Consider the following 15,876-nt stretch of genomic DNA (forward strand, 5'->3'; position numbering starts at 1 on the left):
CATGCGCGTGGACGTGCTCACCCTATTCCCAGAGATGTTTGACGGGGTGTTTCATTCCAGTATTCTTGGCAAGGCCCAGGAGAAAGGCATTATTGCTCTAAATGCAGTGAACTTCAGGGCGTACTCGGAGAGCAAACACGGCACGGTTGATGATACGCCGTATGGAGGAGGGGGCGGCATGGTCCTGAAGCCGGAGCCGATCTTCCGTGCGGTCGAAGAGCTGTTGTCCCAGGAAGATGCCGAGCCGGATAAGGCTTCCAAACGTCCAGCACGGGTGATTCTGATGTGCCCGCAGGGAGAGCAGTTTACCCAGAAGAAAGCCGAGGAACTTGCTCAGGAGGATCGACTGCTCTTCATTTGCGGCCATTATGAGGGCTACGATGAACGGATTCGGGAGCATCTGGTTACCGATGAGCTCTCTGTAGGAGATTACGTGCTGACCGGCGGGGAATTGCCCGCTATGGTTGTGATTGACAGTGTGGCCAGGCTTCTGCCCGGCGTGCTGGGGAACGAGACAAGTGCGGTTACCGACTCCTTCAGCACTGGGCTGCTGGAATATCCGCATTACACCAGACCGGCGGAGTTCAGGGGCTATAAGGTGCCCGACATTTTGCTGAGCGGTCATCATGCCAACGTGGCAGACTGGCGGCGGAAGGAAGCCCTAAGACGTACCTGGCAGCGCCGTCCGGATTTGCTGGAGAAGATTGAGCTCAGTAAGAAGGATCTTCAGTGGCTAGAGGAGATCAGGATTGAGGAAAATCCTCAAAACTAATTAAACAGTCTTCACCAGGCTTGCTTAAGAAGCTTGATGAAGGCTGTTTTTTTGCACATAAGCCGGATCGTTTCAGAAGATTCTGAATAAAATAAGGAGATGGATTGTTACAATATGGGGGGAAAGAGGGTAATAGATAGTGCAGCAAGATAGCAAATAACAAGTGAGGGATTAAGCTATGACACAAGACATGCAGCAGGAGCTGTCCAATATAGAGTTGTATATGGAGCCTCAAGAGGAACCGGAGAATCATCAATCGGAGCCGCTGCGTACCGTAGACGACGTGCTCGCCTACTATGCCAGCCGAAAATAATGGGGAGGAATTCTTAATGTATGAACTTCCAGATACAATTCATGCCGAAACAGAGTGGATTATAGACACACTTCCGAATGAGTAAGCTTTTCAAATCAGCTTTCAGCCAATTAAAAAGATCATTTTCTTGACGGTCAGACCGCCAGGAAAATGATCTTTTATTATGCGGACATACACCTCATCATGACAATCTCTGTATATTGTTAAAAATGAATCTGTGCGATTGAACCGGCTTTTATTTGCCGCTTTTGTCAATCAGCCTGAAATCGTCATAATGAAATCCTGGAGCTACTACGCAGGAAACGAAGACAGGCTCATCGCCAAGCGGTCTAGCGGTCTGCCATACTTTGGCTGGAACCACGGCCTGGGGCTTCTGGCCGTTTAATACATCAGGACCGAGAATGATTTCTTGGGGATCTGAAGGCTGGTCACCGTCACCGCCCAAAGTAAGCACAAGCGGGCTTCCTGAATGCCAGAGCCAGACTTCATCGGATAGAACCGTGTGCCATTCAGAGAATTCATCCCCATGAAGCAGGAAGTAAATTGATGAGGCGGCATAACGGGAACCGGAGTACTCTGATCCGAGTATTTCCTGGGGAATTTCAAAGGAAGCTTTCCAAAGCTCTTTGTACCATCCGCCTTCCTCATGGGGGGACAGCTGCAGGGCTTCGACTAGTGGAGAAAGTGGTTTATTGGTCACTGCATTATTCCTTCTTTCCTAAATTTACTGGTATCCATCTATATTAATATACAGCTTTGACGAAAGAAAGCCGATAACGGTGATTTCCCGAGGGGAGGCGGATGTATGCCTATTAAAACTGGAAAAGGCTACATCGAAAATTTAAACAAACTTAGTCCGGAAGTGTGGCTCGGCGGAGAACGTGTACAGGGGTTGATCTCGGAGCATCCTGCATTTCGCGGGCTGGTGGAGTCTCAGGCAGCACTGTATGATATGCAGTCAGAAGAATCCTTAAGGGCGACGATGACTTATTTATCTCCTGCAACAGGAGACCCGGTAGGCCTTTCTTTTCTCCAACCCAAGACCAAAGAGGATCTGCAAAAACGCCGGAAGATGATGTCCCTTTGGGCAGAGAGTCATCATGGCTTTCTTGGCCGTTCTCCGGATTATATGAACACGGCTCTCGTAGCCTTTTCCAGCGCATCCGGCCTATTGGAAGACAAATACCCCAAACATGCTGAGAACTTAAAAAATTACTACGTCTACTGCCGTGAGAACGACATCACCTTGTCTCATGGTTTTATCCAATCCAAAGCAAGCATACTGTCTGCTGTAATCAGCGACAATCCAGAACAGTCCACAGCGGCAAAAGTTCATGAAATTAACCAAGACGGCTATGTAGTGAGCGGTTCCTTTATGATGAATACACAGGGAGCCACGTCTGAAGAGATGCTTGTGTACCCACAGCCTATCGCTGTGTCCGAATCGGTTAACCCTTATGCCTTCTTTTTTGCGGTTCCGAGCAATCTTAAGGGGATCACATTCGTCTGCAGGGAGAATACGCTGGCGGGTACGTCCGGTTATGACTATCCTCTTAGCTCCCGCTATGAGGAGATGGATACTTTGGTCATCCTCGATCATGTGTTGGTTCCACACGACAGGATGTTTCTGTACGGGGATGAGGAAATGGCTGTTGACCTGTTTGAAAGAAGTCATTTCCATACCCTTGTCTCCCATCAAATTTTGTGCAGGTATATTGCAAAGACGGAGTTTCTAATCGGTGTGCTGGAGTATATGGCCGATTGCCTGGATAAAAGTGAGGATTTTTTTGTCATCGAGAGGGTTTCCGAAATCCTTATCACACTTGAAATTTTGAAATCTATCGTCATAGCATCGGAAGAACAAAGTGAGCTGAATGAGTGGGGGATTATGCTGCCAAGCCCCAAACCGCTCTATGCGGCCAACGCTTATTACCCGAAAATTTACCCCAAAATTATAGAGACAATCCAGCTGCTTGGATCAAGTGATCTGATCATGCTGCCGAAGGAGCAGGATTTCAATTCCCCGGTATCGAGATACCTTGATTCTTATCTGAGCGGTGCCGGGATTGATGCATATGACAAGGTTAATTTATTCCGGCTGGCCTGGGAGCTGGGTGTCAGTGCCTTTGGGGGAAGACAGATGCAGTATGAACGCTTTTTCTTTGGCAATCAAGACACACTTATGGCCAGAGCCTACGCCAACCTGTCGGACAGAGAAAAGTATATCGATAAGGTGAAGCGGTTGATGAAGAATAAATAGAAAACGTTACAGTATTTATTGTTCTAAGAAGTTTTGCAAGAGTCTCCACCTTCTTGTCCAGAGCTAGTGGATGAGCAGGTGGATCTTTTAGGTCAAATGAATTCAATTCCCCTATGGTATAATTGTCCTTATACATAATTGAAGTGAGGGAGTCCTATGCAAAAAGACAATTTCGGTAATCGAATGAAGGGGTATGAGAATGTATTTAGACAAATACTTCCGCAAAGGCTGCCCGTGATCATTCGTATAGATGGCTCACATTTTCATACATACACCCGTGGAATGAAAAAGCCATTCGGCGAGTCTTTAATTCGTGCTTTTTGGGAAACGTGCAAGTATTTAGCCCAGAATATTATGGGATGCAAGTTGGTATATCATCAAAGTGACGAAATATCTATTTTATTAACTAATTATGATAAGTTAACTACACAGTCTTGGTTTGAGAACAATCTTCAGAAGATTGTGTCTGTATCCGCCTCTATGGCAACTGCCAAATTTAATGAAGTTATTAAAGAATACTACCCCAATCAACCACTTGCCACCTTCGACAGCCGGGCATGGGTGCTGCCCCATGATGAAGTGACAAATTATTTCTTATGGAGACAGCAGGACGCGACCAAAAACAGTATTTCCATGGTTGCTCAAGCCAACTTCCCCCATCAAGAACTTGAAGGATTGGACGGAAAGAAACTGCAGGACAAGCTGTTCATAGAGAGAGGCGTAAATTGGAATGACCTGCCTGTCTGGCAGAAACGTGGTGTGTGTATTACAAAACAGGATTATAAGAAGGAAGAGGCTGTGCGAAGCAGGTGGGAAGTCGACTTCGATACCCCGATCTTTAGCCAAGATAGGGAGTACATCAACCAATACGTGTATCTTTCTAAGGGTGAATAGCGATGGAATGTATCATTTTCACGGGAATCCAGGCTTCGGGCAAGTCCACGTTCTACAAGGATCATTTCTTTAAAACTCACATGAGAATAAATTTGGATATGTTAAAGACCAGGAATCGGGAAAATATATTTTTAGAGGCCGCGTTGCTTGCCAAGCAGCCTTTTGTGATCGACAATACAAACCCGACCATTACCGACCGGCAGAAATATATTGAGGCCGCCAGAAAGCATAAATTCAGGATCATTGGCTATTATTTTGAACCGGATTTTGAGTTGTCTATGGAAAGAAATGATCACAGAATCGGGAAAGAAAGAGTTGCGGAAGCAGGAATCAAAAGTACCTTAAAGAAGCTCGTTGCTCCTACCTATCTGGAAGGATTTGATGAGTTGTATCTAGTTAGAGCGAGGAATGGAAGTTTTGAGATTAGTGAAATGCCCTGAAGCTCATCTTGAGATGTGAAAGTTCTTGCTATGACCGTTATAATATGATAAAATTTCATTTGTTGTGAATTCGGTGGTCCTCTGCGGATAATGATGAAGAACCTATAGATGTCTTCGGAAGAGGCAAGAACACCTGAGTGGAAGGAGGGAGTCATATATGAATATCGTACAAGCGATTACGCAAGAACAGCTTCGTAAGGATATTCCGAGTTTCCGCCCTGGTGACACTTTGAAAGTGCACGTTAAGGTTATCGAGGGATCTCGTGAGCGTATCCAGTTGTTTGAAGGAGTTGTAATCAAGCGTCGTGGCGGTGGAATCAGTGAAACTTTTACAGTTCGTAAAATTTCCAATGGTGTAGGTGTGGAAAGAACTTTCCCGCTTCATTCCCCGAAACTCGATAAAATCGAAGTGGCTCGCCGTGGTAAAGTGCGTCGTGCTAAACTGTATTACCTTCGCGAACTGCGCGGTAAAGCAGCAAGAATTAAAGAAGTACGTCGTTAATCAATTGATAACGATCCGGGGGCTTGATCTTCAAGCCCCTTTCGTTTTTAATAAAATAGGGTTACATATTGCATCCTAAACATAAAGGGAGGGCAGTGAGCTATGGAGCAGCAATTTCAATCGGAGCAGCCGGATCGTACGGATATAAACCCTGAGTCGACTAAAAAGAAGAAAAATGAAGCGCTTGAATGGCTTAAAGCCATTGTGATTGCGGTTGTACTGGTTTTTCTGATTCGATGGCTTTTATTTGCCCCGTTTATTGTGGATGGCCCGTCCATGCAGCCGAATTTCCACACGGGCGAGCGAATTATTGTTAATAAGATTTTATATGATTTCAGGCAGCCTAAACATGGGGAAGTTGTTGTGTTCCATGTGCCATCAGAAGGCAGAGATTTCATCAAACGAGTTATCGCCGTTCCAGGTGACACTGTGAAGGTGGAAGGCGATACGGTGACGGTTAATGGCAAGCAGGTGAGTGAGACCTATATTCAGGGAGCGATTGACGAGAAGCATAAGAGCAATCAGCTTTACAACACAGAAGCCGATTTCCCGAATGAAGAGTTCAAAGACGGAAAGGTGCCGGAAGGTTACGTGTTTGTGCTCGGAGATAACCGTTCCAACAGTACCGACAGCCGACGTCTGGGCTTTATCTCCCAGAAAGAGATTGTGGGCCGGGCAGACCTCGTTTTCTGGCCGCTGAAGGATATTCATTTTATTAAACACTAATACTTATAAGGGTATTTATAGAATTCCGCCTCCATAAGAACGAACTAAAGACTGATCAGGATACAACGGTCTTTGGTTCGTTCTCTCTTATATGGGTGAGTGGTCGGGAGATAAAGAGGTGAGCAGACAATGACAATACAATGGTTCCCGGGTCATATGACAAGAGCCCGCAGACAGATCCAAGAGAAGCTGAGCCTGATTGACGTGGTGATTGAACTCCTGGATGCCCGGCTTCCCTTGTCCAGCCGTAATCCGATGATCGACGAGATTCTGATGAATAAGCCAAGGCTGATTGTGCTCAACAAGTCAGACTTAGCAGACCCATCGGTTACCGGTGAATGGATTGACTACTTCAAGCGTGAGGGACATACGGCAATAACCGCCGATGCCTCATCTGGTCAAGGCATTAAGGAAATTCCAGTAAAAGCGAAAGAGCTTATTAAGGAGAAAATCGATAGGCAGATTGCCAAAGGAATCCGTCCCAGAGCGGTAAGAGCTCTGATTGTGGGAATTCCTAACGTTGGAAAGTCTACGTTAATTAACCGTATGGCCGGACGCAGCATTGCGGCAACCGGTGACCGACCTGGCGTCACGAAAGGACAGCAGTGGATCAAGGTGGGGACGGAGATGGAACTTCTGGATACGCCAGGGATTCTGTGGCCTAAGTTCGAGGATCAGAACGTGGGCTACCGGCTGGCTGTGACCGGAGCAATCAAAGAAGAAATATTGAATGTGGAAGATATCGCTTTTTTTGCGATCAAATATTTGTCCCGTTATTATTGGTCCCAGCTTCAGGAGCGGTTTGATCTGGGGGAGCCTCCGCAGGATAACGAGAATCCGGACGAGATTGTAGAGGTTATGGAGGCAATAGGCAGAAAGCGTGGCTGTATTGTAAGCGGTGGCCGTGTCGATCTGGAGAAGGCATCAGGAATTATGCTTAGGGAGCTTCGTGCCGGCAAGCTTGGAAAGTTCTCTTTGGAATCACCCTACTAATGTGAAGCGTCGGTTCCCCGGCGCTTTTTTTTTCGTACATAAGCTAAACGATTTGGATTTAGTGCCTGGACGATTGAAACAATTTACAGGTAATCTGCGTCTATTATTTATAGAATGTGGAAAGGGAGGGAACTAGTTCAACAGAAATATCCAAGAAATAACTTTATAAATGGACCGCTTTAACCGATAAAATTGTTACAAAAAAGAAACGCAGCTTACCATAGCATGTGTTAATCTAAGCAATAGATTAATTAGGGAAAGACAGAGAGGAATTAGGAATATGAAGAAAATCAAATGGATATCTGCCGCAGTTATCGTTCTTGTTCTAGTTCTTACAGCTAATTATTTGTGGCAGAACGGCAGCAGCAAACATAAAATTAATAATTTAACGCCTTTGAGCACTATTGGAGATATCGGAGCTAGTATTGGAGCCGGGAAAGGCTCAGATAAGCCTGTCAATGTAAAGAGCAGCAAGACAACTCCTTCTCAAGCGACACCTAATAAAATATACTACCGCAACAAAGTGATTGTCCTAATGTACCACGAGGTTACACCTGAGCAAATTGATAGTGGAACCGTACTGGTATCGAAATTCAAACGGCAGATCGAGCTGATGAAGGCCAATGGCTTTAAATGGATTACGATGAAGGAATACAGCGATTTTATTCTAAAAGGAACTCCGGTTCCGCCAAATGCGGTCCTGATGACATTTGACGATGGATATGAGTCATTCTACGAGTATGCATATCCAGTGCTCAAAGAACATAAAATTCCAGCCACCATGTTCCTGATTGCGAACACAGTGGATAATCCGAAGCATCCGGGAATTCCAAAGCTGACATGGGCTCAAGTTGACGAGATGCACAAGAACGGAATTGATTTCTACAATCATACGTATGATTCCCATATTCTTGCTCCTACCAGTGCATCACATAAAGCGTCAAGAGCGGTTCTTGCAGGTCCTATGTATCTGGAGAAGCTGAACCGGAAAGAAACAATGACGGAATTCAAGGCCCGCGTCAAAAAAGATTTGTCTCAGGCTCAAGCGGTACTGAAGCAGAGGCTCGGGAATGACATGGACGTTCTTGCCTTCCCTTACGGGGCATATACGAAAGAAACCCTGCAGGTATGCCGCGAGCTGGGGATCAAAATTACATTTACTGTGAAGCCGGGAATTAATGCAAAGGGTCAGCTGAATGGTTTCAGAGTGAATGCCGGGGGGAAACAGAACAACCCGGATGAATTGATTAAATTGATGAAGAGTGGGGCTAAGCAGGAAACGAAGAAGAAACTGAGCAGTCCGTTTGATCTGCTTCATGAAGGCCCTTTTAAAACGCTGGAGCAATTGATTGAAGGTGACCGGACCCATAACAGTGATTTGGTTAAGCTCGATGGTGAACAATCCGCGTCTTCAGCCGTAGTCGGGGCATGGGGAGCACATGTTTATGGAGAAGCTGCATGAGTGAAGATATGTTAATGTATGAAAAGCAAATCTGGCAGGATCACTGCCAGTATATTGCTGGAGTGGATGAGGTAGGCCGCGGTTGTCTGTTTGGCGATGTGGTTGCGGCCGCCGTGATCCTGCCTCAGGATCTGGTTATTGATGGAGTTATGGATTCTAAAAAGCTCAGTGAGAAGAAGCGTAATCTGCTTTATGAAGTGATCCTAGATAAAGCGGTCTCCGTTGGCGTTGGATTTGCCGATGCACAGACAATTGACCGGATCAATATCAAACAGGCCACACGACTTGCTATGCTGGATGCGATTGGGCAGCTGTCTGTAAAGCCGGATTACCTTTTGATTGATGCGGAGAAGGTGGATTCGGATATTCCGCAGCTGTCTGTAATCAAGGGAGACGCCCTTAGTCAGACCATCGCAGCCGCTTCGATCGTTGCGAAGGTGACCCGGGACCGGCTCTGTCAAGGAGAATGGGAAGCGATGTACCCGGAGTATGGAATTGCTGTACATAAAGGATATGCTACCAAACTGCACAGGGAACAAATACTGGCTTTGGGTGCAACGCCCATGCACCGTAAGAGCTTCATGCGTAATTTGTTTGTCCGTCAGCAGGAGCTGTTCTAATAAAACCCGCCGGGAGCCGGCGGGTTTTATTAATTGAGAAAGGTAAAGCTTAAATATCTTTCTGCAAAGACCGATACATTAGTCATAGATATTAACTCGACGGCTTCATCATAGGCACCAGCGGGGTGCTTGAATTATAAAAGCCAGCCATTCGGGCGAAAGGGGGCAGCATAAAGTGAACATCGGTCCAATTGTAAGAGGACTGCTCGGCGAGAGCCGGGCCGGCCAGCCCAAAGAGCTGGAGTTGAAGATGGGGCAGGTTATCCGCGGAGTTGTAATGAGTGTCTCTGATGACGGACAGGAGGCGGTTGTCCAGGTGCAGGGCGTACAGCTAAGAGCAGCCTTGGAAACCCCGCTGCAAAAGGGACAAACCACTCTGCTGCAGGTTCAGCCTCCGGGCAAAGACGGGATGATTGTTCTAAAGCCGCTGAATCTGCCTTCGGCGGCTTCTTTCTCTGAAGCTTCTCTGGCAGGAATGCTGGGCAGCTTCGGATTGGAGAATTCCCCCGAGAATAGAGAGCTTCTTAAACTAATGCAGACTCAAGGAATTCCTCTAACCAAAGATCAGGCGCTTGCGTTGTCTGAGTCTCTTGCAGGGAAGCCACAAAACGTGCCGCTTGAGCAGTGGGTGCAGTCTGCGGCTATTGCGTACCACCGGGGGCTGCCAGTCACGGCCGCAAGTGTGGCTGGGCTGCATCAGGCGGTCTTTGGGGCACCGCTGCAAAATCTGTTGACGGTACTCGGGGATCAGGTCGCGGATCTATTGACTGCGCTATTGAAGACAGAAGATCAGACAGGTACGAAGGCAAGTGGGCAGGACGCTTCAGGATCAGGGGCTCTGCGGGCAACATTTTCTACAGGAGAAGCTGTGGACCCGGAGGGGAATACGACAGGTAAAGTAGCAGGGACTCCATCGTCTGTGAGTGCGGGTAACGTAGCAGCCCCTTCGGCAGCTGCTGCCAAGAGCAGTGAATTGTTGATAAAGCTGCAGAGCCTCCTGGGAGAACTGCGGGCATTGGGATCTGAGGAAGCCTTAAATTCTGTGACGGTCAAGACGGTCAATACTTCACAGGCCGGCTCAGCTGCGACAGCAGCTGCAACGATGGATATGCAGTCTGAGGCTGAAGCATCAACAGGAAATGCTGCTGAAGCCTCTAAGACGGGGGCGAGGGGTTCGGCTATAAACGGCGGCAATCCGGCCGCTGCTCAGACGGCTCCAGGATTAGCCGGCATGGATGCGAAGGCATTATCTGAGCAGGGAAAGACCGCCGCCCCGCCTGCGGCTGGCGGCGCGGCTAACCCAGCTGCCCCAGCGGGGGCAGCTGCAACGGCAGCGGGCGCTGCTGTGCCCGCGCCCGGGGAAGAGGGTGCCGCACCTATGCAGGCGGCACCACAGCCCCAAGGTGAAGCGCCTGCAGCGGCTTCACCGGGACCGGGGCGCACCCACGAGGCAGAGCCGTGGGTGGCCCGGGTGCTGAGGCTGCTCGGTGCGGAGCACGAGCAGCATACCGCGCGCGCGGTGGCGCTGACCGCGTCGCCTGCGCAGGCGGACGCGGCGCATGCCGAAGGCGCGGCGCGTGCGGGGTCTGCCGCTGCGGGCGGCGCGCCAGCGCCCGGCGGCGATGGGCCGCTTGCCGGCAGCGCAGGAACCGGCGCGCCGGCGGAGGCCGCACCTGCGCGCAGCGGTGCGGCGCAGGCCCTGCCCGGGACGGCTGCGCCTTCCGGGCAGCAGGGACGGCACGGCGCGGCTGTGAACGCGCCGCTGCCGGATGCTTCCGCCGCCGCTGCGATGGCTTCGATGGCGGCGGATGAGCCGGCGGCCGCGATACGAGAGACACTGAAGAGCGTGCTGATGCAGGTGCTTGATTCGGGGGACATGCCACCACAGCTTCAAGAGACGGCAAAACAGCTGGTGAACCAGCTTACCGGTCAACAGCTGCTGATGAATACAGACCGGACAGCTCCTTTTGCCCAGTTCACAATGTTCCTGCCTTTTACTGGACCGGATGGGGATCAGACTGCTTCCGTGCATATTCAATCACGCCGGGGCAAGCGTGGGGAGCTGGATGCTGCGAACTGTCGGCTGTGGTTTGATCTCCAAATGAAACATTTAGGACAGGTCATGGTCGATGTTCAGGTCGCGGACAAAAAGGTCATTTTAAAGGTGCACAGCGATCAGGAAGCCGTGGGGGCTTTTATCGAGAGCAGACAAGATGAGATTAAGTCAGCTATTGAAGCCTCCGGGTATCGGCTGTTATCGCTAAAGGCAGAAGCGATGGAAGCTGCTTCTAAGGCAGGAGGGAGTGAGGCGATCCCACCACTGTATGTTCCACAAGCCTATAAAGGAGTGGATTACCGGATATGAACCAGAAGCCTGAGGATCGAACCCCATCTATGAAGAGAGCGGTAGCCCTCAAGTATGAACCATCTGAGCATGAAGCACCGGTTATCGCGGCTAAGGGGACGGGGCTCCTGGCAGAAAGAATTCTTGAGAAAGCAAAGGAGCACGGCATACCGGTCCAGGAAGATCCGGCTCTGGTAGAAGTGCTGTCAAAGCTCGACTTGGACCAGCAGATTCCCCCTGAGCTGTATGCCTTGGTGGCTGAGATTTTAAGCTTCATTTACCGCTCGGACCGTGCTGCTGAGAAGGGGCTGAACCGTGGAACATAAACGGGAATATAAGGCAGTCCGCAAGGACACACGCAAGGAGCAAGGGCGGTATGCGGAAGAACTGGCTGCCGACTATTTGAAGAATCAGGGCTACCGGATTTTAGCAAGGAATTGGCGCTGCCGAACCGGTGAACTCGATTTGATTGCGGAGTATAATCACGATATTATAGTGGTAGAGGTCCGCAGCCGAAGCAGCCGTTCTGTTGTTTTTGGCACAGCCGCTGAATCTGTGACCGCGAGGAAGATGAATCAGGTGAGAACGACAGCAGCTGTGTACCTGCACCGTGTGAACCGCTCAGATGCATCGGTCCGATTTGATGTCATTGCCGTTCAGTTCGGACAAGCAGGGCAGCTCGAATCACTTGATCATCTCAAAAATGCGTTTTGACAGGAACATACTCTGTTTGACAAAGGAGCTTAGTGATCATGTTTACAACGATTAAAGCTTTTGAAGAAACCTGGCAGCGGGAGAGTGGGCTTACGCAGGCTATTCTGGATGTGCTCACGGATCAGTCGCTGTCGCAAGCCGTAACTTCTCAGAACCGCACTTTGGGACGTGTGGCATGGCATTTGGTTACTTCCCTCCATGAAATGCTGTCCCGCACCGGTCTTGACTTTGACGCCCCCCATCACGATGCGCCACTGCCCGATTCTGCTGAGTTTATCGCACAGAGCTATAAGAAGGCGAGTAGCGCTCTGCTTCAAGCCATTTCTGAGAAATGGACAGACAGCAGCCTTCAAGAAAAGAACGATATGTATGGAGAGCAGTGGCGTAATGGCGCAACTCTTACGGTGCTGGTCTATCACCAGATTCATCATCGTGGACAGATGACTGTATTGATGCGTCAGGCAGGTCTGCCAGTTCCGGGTATTTATGGTCCTTCTCTGGAGGATTGGAGCACCATGGGAATGGAGCCGCCGGAAATTTAATTGAAGTTCCTTGAAGAAAATCATAATTACATAATAGACGAATAAGTTGAAATAGAAGAGGCTGCCTACATGGGGTCTCTTTTTGATATTCTTATCAAGATAGAATTACGGGTTGCACTGCTCAGTTCCTATCATCTATCAGATAGATGATAAGGTATAATTCGTTCAACTTCATTTTGTTGGGGAAAAAATAGCAAATAGACCATTCATGGTGGATGGTCTATTTCTGTTTCTATTTCTATTCTTAAGCTCTGATCAATGAAATGAGGGAACTGATTAATATAGATAATGCGCACCAAAAGGTCTTGAAATGTATCGCGGAATGCTGACTGGCAGGTTCTGATTTAGCGATTAAGGCCGTTTTAGGGAGAAACCTGTCTTTTATTACTTTATTAGAAAGATAGGCTGCCGACCATGAACAGGCCTCCAGTCCTGCTTGCAGTTCTTGTTAGCTCCAGCTTTAGCTTGTACTTCTTCTGTCGAGCTGCCTATACTGAATAGCCTCAGCCACATGAACGGAAAGAATCTCCTCCGAGTTCTCAATGTCGGCAATTGTCCGGGACAATTTCAGAATACGATCATAGGCGCGCATGCTCAGTCCCAGCGCTTCAAAGGTTGCTTTCATCATCCCCTCTGCTTCCTTGTTAAGCCTGGTGAAGCGGCGCAGCGTTCTTCCGGACAGCTCGCTGTTCCAGGAGATGTTGTGCCTCCGGTAACGATGCTGCTGCAAAGCTTGGGCAGCCAGAACCTTCTCTCTCATTGACGATGAAGAAAGAGGAGAGGGATCATACGGCCAATCCCCGGGCCTGGGCACTTCAACCTGCAGATCAATCCGGTCTAGTAGGGGACCGGAGATTTTGTCGCGGTAGCGCAGAATTTTGCCTGGTCCGCAGGTGCACATTGGCAACGGCGGTTCTGCCCCTAAAAATCCACACGGACACGGATTCATTGAGGCAGCGAGGATAAAATGAGCTGGGAAAGTGAAGGCCGCCTTCGTCCGGCTTATAGTTACGGCCCGGTCTTCCAAAGGCTGTCTCAGTACTTCAAGCGCACCGCGTGAGAATTCGGGAAGTTCATCCAGGAACAGAATGCCTTTGTGGGCGAGGCTGACCTCACCCGGCTTGGGAATGGTGCCACCGCCAACAATGCCTGCGGCTGAGATCGTATGATGCGGAGATCGGAAGGGTCTTGTACGGATAAGCCCGGCCTCAGGCTCCTTAAGTTTGCCAGCCGCACTGAAAATTTTGGTTACTTCGAGTGACTCCTCTTGCGATAGAGGCGGGAGGATGGTGGGAAGACGGCGGATCAGCATGGTCTTCCCTGTCCCTGGGGGACCGATCAAAATGATGTTGTGCATGCCTGCGGCTGCAATCGTTAAGGCCCGTTTCACATGAAGCTGGCCTAGCACGTCGCTGTAATCCTCTTGCGCTGCGGATTGAACAGCCAATTGGGCTGGCGGAGCGGGGAGTGCTGGTACCTCCAGGTGCCGCATTGATTCCAGCTGATACGTTCCGCCTCCACTCTTCGAGAGCAGCAATTCCTGGTGGTCCTCGGGAACCAGCTCTCTTAAATGGCGCAGCCCATACACCTTAATCCCACCCAGCAGATGGGCTTCCTCCGCGTTTTCTCTGGGGAGCAGGACTGAAGTGAAGCCTTGGCGCTTCGCTAAGTCTACCATCGACAGCACGCCCGATACCGGACGGAGACGGCCTTCAAGGGACAGCTCTCCGATCATAAGAACTTTCTCATCTTGGGGAAGCACGATTTGGCCGCTTGCAGACAGTAGGCCGAGGGCAATAGCCAGGTCAAAGGCGGAGCCTTCTTTCCGCAGATCGGCAGGGGCCAGATTAATCGTGATTCGCTGGAGCGGGAACGTGAATCCACAGTTTCTGACAGCCGAGCGAACACGTTCCACGGATTCACGGACAGCTGAGTCAGGCAAACCAATGATAGAGGTCTGGGGAATTCCGCTCGACAAATCCACCTCAACTTCAATCAACACGCCGTCAATCCCGTAAAGACAAGCACTGTATAGTTTGCTGTACATAACAAAAAAACACCCTCTCTCTGTTCATAATCAGACCTGCAGTGCAGACTGATATCTGAGGAAAAAAGGTGCTTCCTTAATATTTCCATATGTAATAAATTCTAGTTGGTTTTGGTTATAAGTCAAGATTAATTTATGGGCATTCTCTTTACATTCGTGTTGGCCTTTTTGTGATGGCTGGGAAATTAGACTGGACTGGTAAATACCCCCTGCAGAAGCCTGTTTTTGCTCAAGATAGCCGTTAGTCTAGCAGGCTATAGTTATCCGTCCAAGCGAAACTTTAAGTAGACCCGTATTCTGTAGACAAATCTACAGGAGGTGTATATCATTGGATTGTTTAAAAAAGCGCCGCAAATGTAAAGTTGTTGTCCATCATCATAAAAAAAAGAAACGTCGTATCATTAAAAAAATTGTAAAGGTAAACTGTCCTCCCCCAAAGGTTAATGTTACGGCCCCGGCCGGTCCCCAAGGTCCTGCAGGTCCCCAGGGACCACAAGGTCTCCCCGGAGCACAAGGCCTTCCCGGAGCACAAGGTCCGATAGGCCCGCAAGGTCTTCCTGGAATACAAGGCCCTATAGGTCCACAAGGCGTGCCGGGACCCCAAGGTCCTGCAGGTCCAGCAGGAGTCGCTTCATTTGCGTTCTTATGCAGTACAGTCGATCAAACTGTTGCCCCAGCCCCAACTCCCGGAGGCCAAGGGGGCGCCGTTACCTTTAATGATTCTCTAATAAACGGACCGGCAACCTCCTTCACAAGTCCTTCTACCATCAATATCCTGGAAACCGGCTTCTACAACATCAGCTGGGAAGTGTTCCCTACTGCCGGAAACAGTGCATTCGGCCTGTTCTTTGATCCGGATGCCGCCGGACCGCTGCCTGCCACACTGGTTCTTTGCAGCAACTACGGCTCCGGTGCAGGCAATAACCCTTATCAAGGTCAAGTTGTAGCGAGGTTAACGGCCGGAGGTACTCTGACTTTGAACCGGATTGATAATATGGGTACACAGACCCTTCAGGCAAGCATAGGCGGGGGAACGCCTACGGTGAGCGCTTCGATTGTTATAGAACAATTGGCGACGGCTTAAACAAGTTACTGACGACACTCAAAGATTATTTGTAGTATATGTACAAAAAATCGCTCTGCTACTAGCACAGCGATTTTTTGGCATTTGGTAGGGGATTTTCTTTTGAATCTTAAAGGTGCTTTCCCAATATTTCCGTATGTAATAAATGCTAGATGGTCTTGAT

At 49.2% G+C, this 15,876-nt stretch carries 17 protein-coding genes; 15 read left to right on the forward strand and 2 right to left on the reverse strand.

What is annotated here, in order from left to right; all coding sequences use genetic code 11:
• The first annotated feature begins 1 nt into the window (after position 1).
• Positions 2-772, forward strand: a complete 771-nt coding sequence (trmD, locus tag KJS63_RS08425) for a tRNA (guanosine(37)-N1)-methyltransferase TrmD (protein ID WP_213618719.1) — start codon at positions 2-4, stop codon at positions 770-772.
• Between the two features lie 178 nt (positions 773-950).
• Positions 951-1,085 carry a hypothetical protein gene (locus KJS63_RS26425; RefSeq protein ID WP_262363157.1) on the forward strand — a complete coding sequence of 45 codons (135 nt, stop codon included), beginning with the start codon at positions 951-953 and terminating at the stop codon, positions 1,083-1,085.
• 235 nt (positions 1,086-1,320) lie between these two features.
• Here KJS63_RS26425 and KJS63_RS08430 read toward each other — a convergent pair whose 3' ends face one another.
• The gene (locus KJS63_RS08430) at positions 1,321-1,785 is read right to left on the reverse strand and encodes a cupin domain-containing protein (RefSeq protein WP_213618720.1); all 465 of its coding nucleotides are present in this window, start codon (positions 1,783-1,785) and stop codon (positions 1,321-1,323) included.
• A 105-nt stretch (positions 1,786-1,890) separates the two neighbouring features.
• On the opposite strand from KJS63_RS08430, the gene KJS63_RS08435 reads away from it, so the two are divergent.
• From KJS63_RS08435 to KJS63_RS08490, 12 genes are all read left to right on the forward strand, one after another.
• A complete protein-coding gene (locus KJS63_RS08435) occupies positions 1,891-3,345 on the forward strand; it encodes a 4-hydroxyphenylacetate 3-hydroxylase family protein (RefSeq protein WP_213618721.1) in 1,455 nt (484 codons plus the stop codon).
• A 156-nt stretch (positions 3,346-3,501) separates the two neighbouring features.
• Positions 3,502-4,239: a tRNA(His) guanylyltransferase Thg1 family protein gene (locus tag KJS63_RS08440; protein WP_213618722.1), complete on the forward strand. Its 738-nt coding sequence runs from the start codon at positions 3,502-3,504 to the stop codon at positions 4,237-4,239.
• A 2-nt stretch (positions 4,240-4,241) separates the two neighbouring features.
• Complete coding sequence (locus KJS63_RS08445) at positions 4,242-4,679, forward strand: AAA family ATPase (protein ID WP_213618723.1); 438 nt, start codon at positions 4,242-4,244, stop codon at positions 4,677-4,679.
• A gap of 157 nt (positions 4,680-4,836) precedes the next feature.
• Entirely contained in the window at positions 4,837-5,181 is a 345-nt protein-coding gene (rplS, locus tag KJS63_RS08450; protein WP_068619397.1) for a 50S ribosomal protein L19, read from the forward strand.
• A 102-nt stretch (positions 5,182-5,283) separates the two neighbouring features.
• A complete protein-coding gene (gene lepB / locus KJS63_RS08455; RefSeq protein WP_213618724.1) occupies positions 5,284-5,907 on the forward strand; it encodes a signal peptidase I in 624 nt (207 codons plus the stop codon).
• A gap of 129 nt (positions 5,908-6,036) precedes the next feature.
• On the forward strand, positions 6,037-6,900 hold the full coding sequence (gene ylqF, locus KJS63_RS08460; RefSeq protein ID WP_213618725.1) for a ribosome biogenesis GTPase YlqF: 864 nt from the start codon (positions 6,037-6,039) through the stop codon (positions 6,898-6,900).
• A gap of 280 nt (positions 6,901-7,180) precedes the next feature.
• Positions 7,181-8,362, forward strand: coding sequence for a polysaccharide deacetylase family protein (locus KJS63_RS08465; RefSeq protein WP_213618726.1), 1,182 nt, complete (start codon positions 7,181-7,183; stop codon positions 8,360-8,362).
• The gene (locus KJS63_RS08470; protein WP_213618727.1) at positions 8,359-8,982 is read left to right on the forward strand and encodes a ribonuclease HII; all 624 of its coding nucleotides are present in this window, start codon (positions 8,359-8,361) and stop codon (positions 8,980-8,982) included. The genes KJS63_RS08465 and KJS63_RS08470 overlap by 4 nt, the downstream gene beginning before the upstream one ends.
• Before the next feature lie 175 nt (positions 8,983-9,157).
• Positions 9,158-11,347 (forward strand): flagellar hook-length control protein FliK, encoded by a 2,190-nt coding sequence (locus KJS63_RS08475; protein ID WP_213618728.1) that lies wholly within the window; start codon positions 9,158-9,160, stop codon positions 11,345-11,347.
• Positions 11,344-11,652 carry an EscU/YscU/HrcU family type III secretion system export apparatus switch protein gene (locus KJS63_RS08480; RefSeq protein WP_068619386.1) on the forward strand — a complete coding sequence of 103 codons (309 nt, stop codon included), beginning with the start codon at positions 11,344-11,346 and terminating at the stop codon, positions 11,650-11,652. The genes KJS63_RS08475 and KJS63_RS08480 overlap by 4 nt, the downstream gene beginning before the upstream one ends.
• On the forward strand, positions 11,642-12,040 hold the full coding sequence (locus KJS63_RS08485; RefSeq protein WP_068619384.1) for a YraN family protein: 399 nt from the start codon (positions 11,642-11,644) through the stop codon (positions 12,038-12,040). The genes KJS63_RS08480 and KJS63_RS08485 overlap by 11 nt, the downstream gene beginning before the upstream one ends.
• Positions 12,041-12,078: 38 nt before the next feature.
• Positions 12,079-12,582, forward strand: coding sequence for a DinB family protein (locus KJS63_RS08490; RefSeq protein WP_213618729.1), 504 nt, complete (start codon positions 12,079-12,081; stop codon positions 12,580-12,582).
• 460 nt (positions 12,583-13,042) lie between these two features.
• Here KJS63_RS08490 and KJS63_RS08495 read toward each other — a convergent pair whose 3' ends face one another.
• Positions 13,043-14,629 (reverse strand): YifB family Mg chelatase-like AAA ATPase, encoded by a 1,587-nt coding sequence (locus KJS63_RS08495; RefSeq protein ID WP_213618730.1) that lies wholly within the window; start codon positions 14,627-14,629, stop codon positions 13,043-13,045.
• Between the two features lie 328 nt (positions 14,630-14,957).
• Between KJS63_RS08495 and KJS63_RS26430 the strand changes: the two genes are divergently transcribed.
• The gene (locus KJS63_RS26430; RefSeq protein ID WP_213618731.1) at positions 14,958-15,713 is read left to right on the forward strand and encodes a collagen-like protein; all 756 of its coding nucleotides are present in this window, start codon (positions 14,958-14,960) and stop codon (positions 15,711-15,713) included.
• The last annotated feature ends 163 nt before the right edge of the window (positions 15,714-15,876 follow it).

Origin of the sequence: Paenibacillus sp. J22TS3, from assembly GCF_018403205.1 — a bacterium.
In the GTDB taxonomy this organism is placed as follows: Bacteria; Bacillota; Bacilli; order Paenibacillales; family Paenibacillaceae; genus Fontibacillus; species Fontibacillus tuaregi.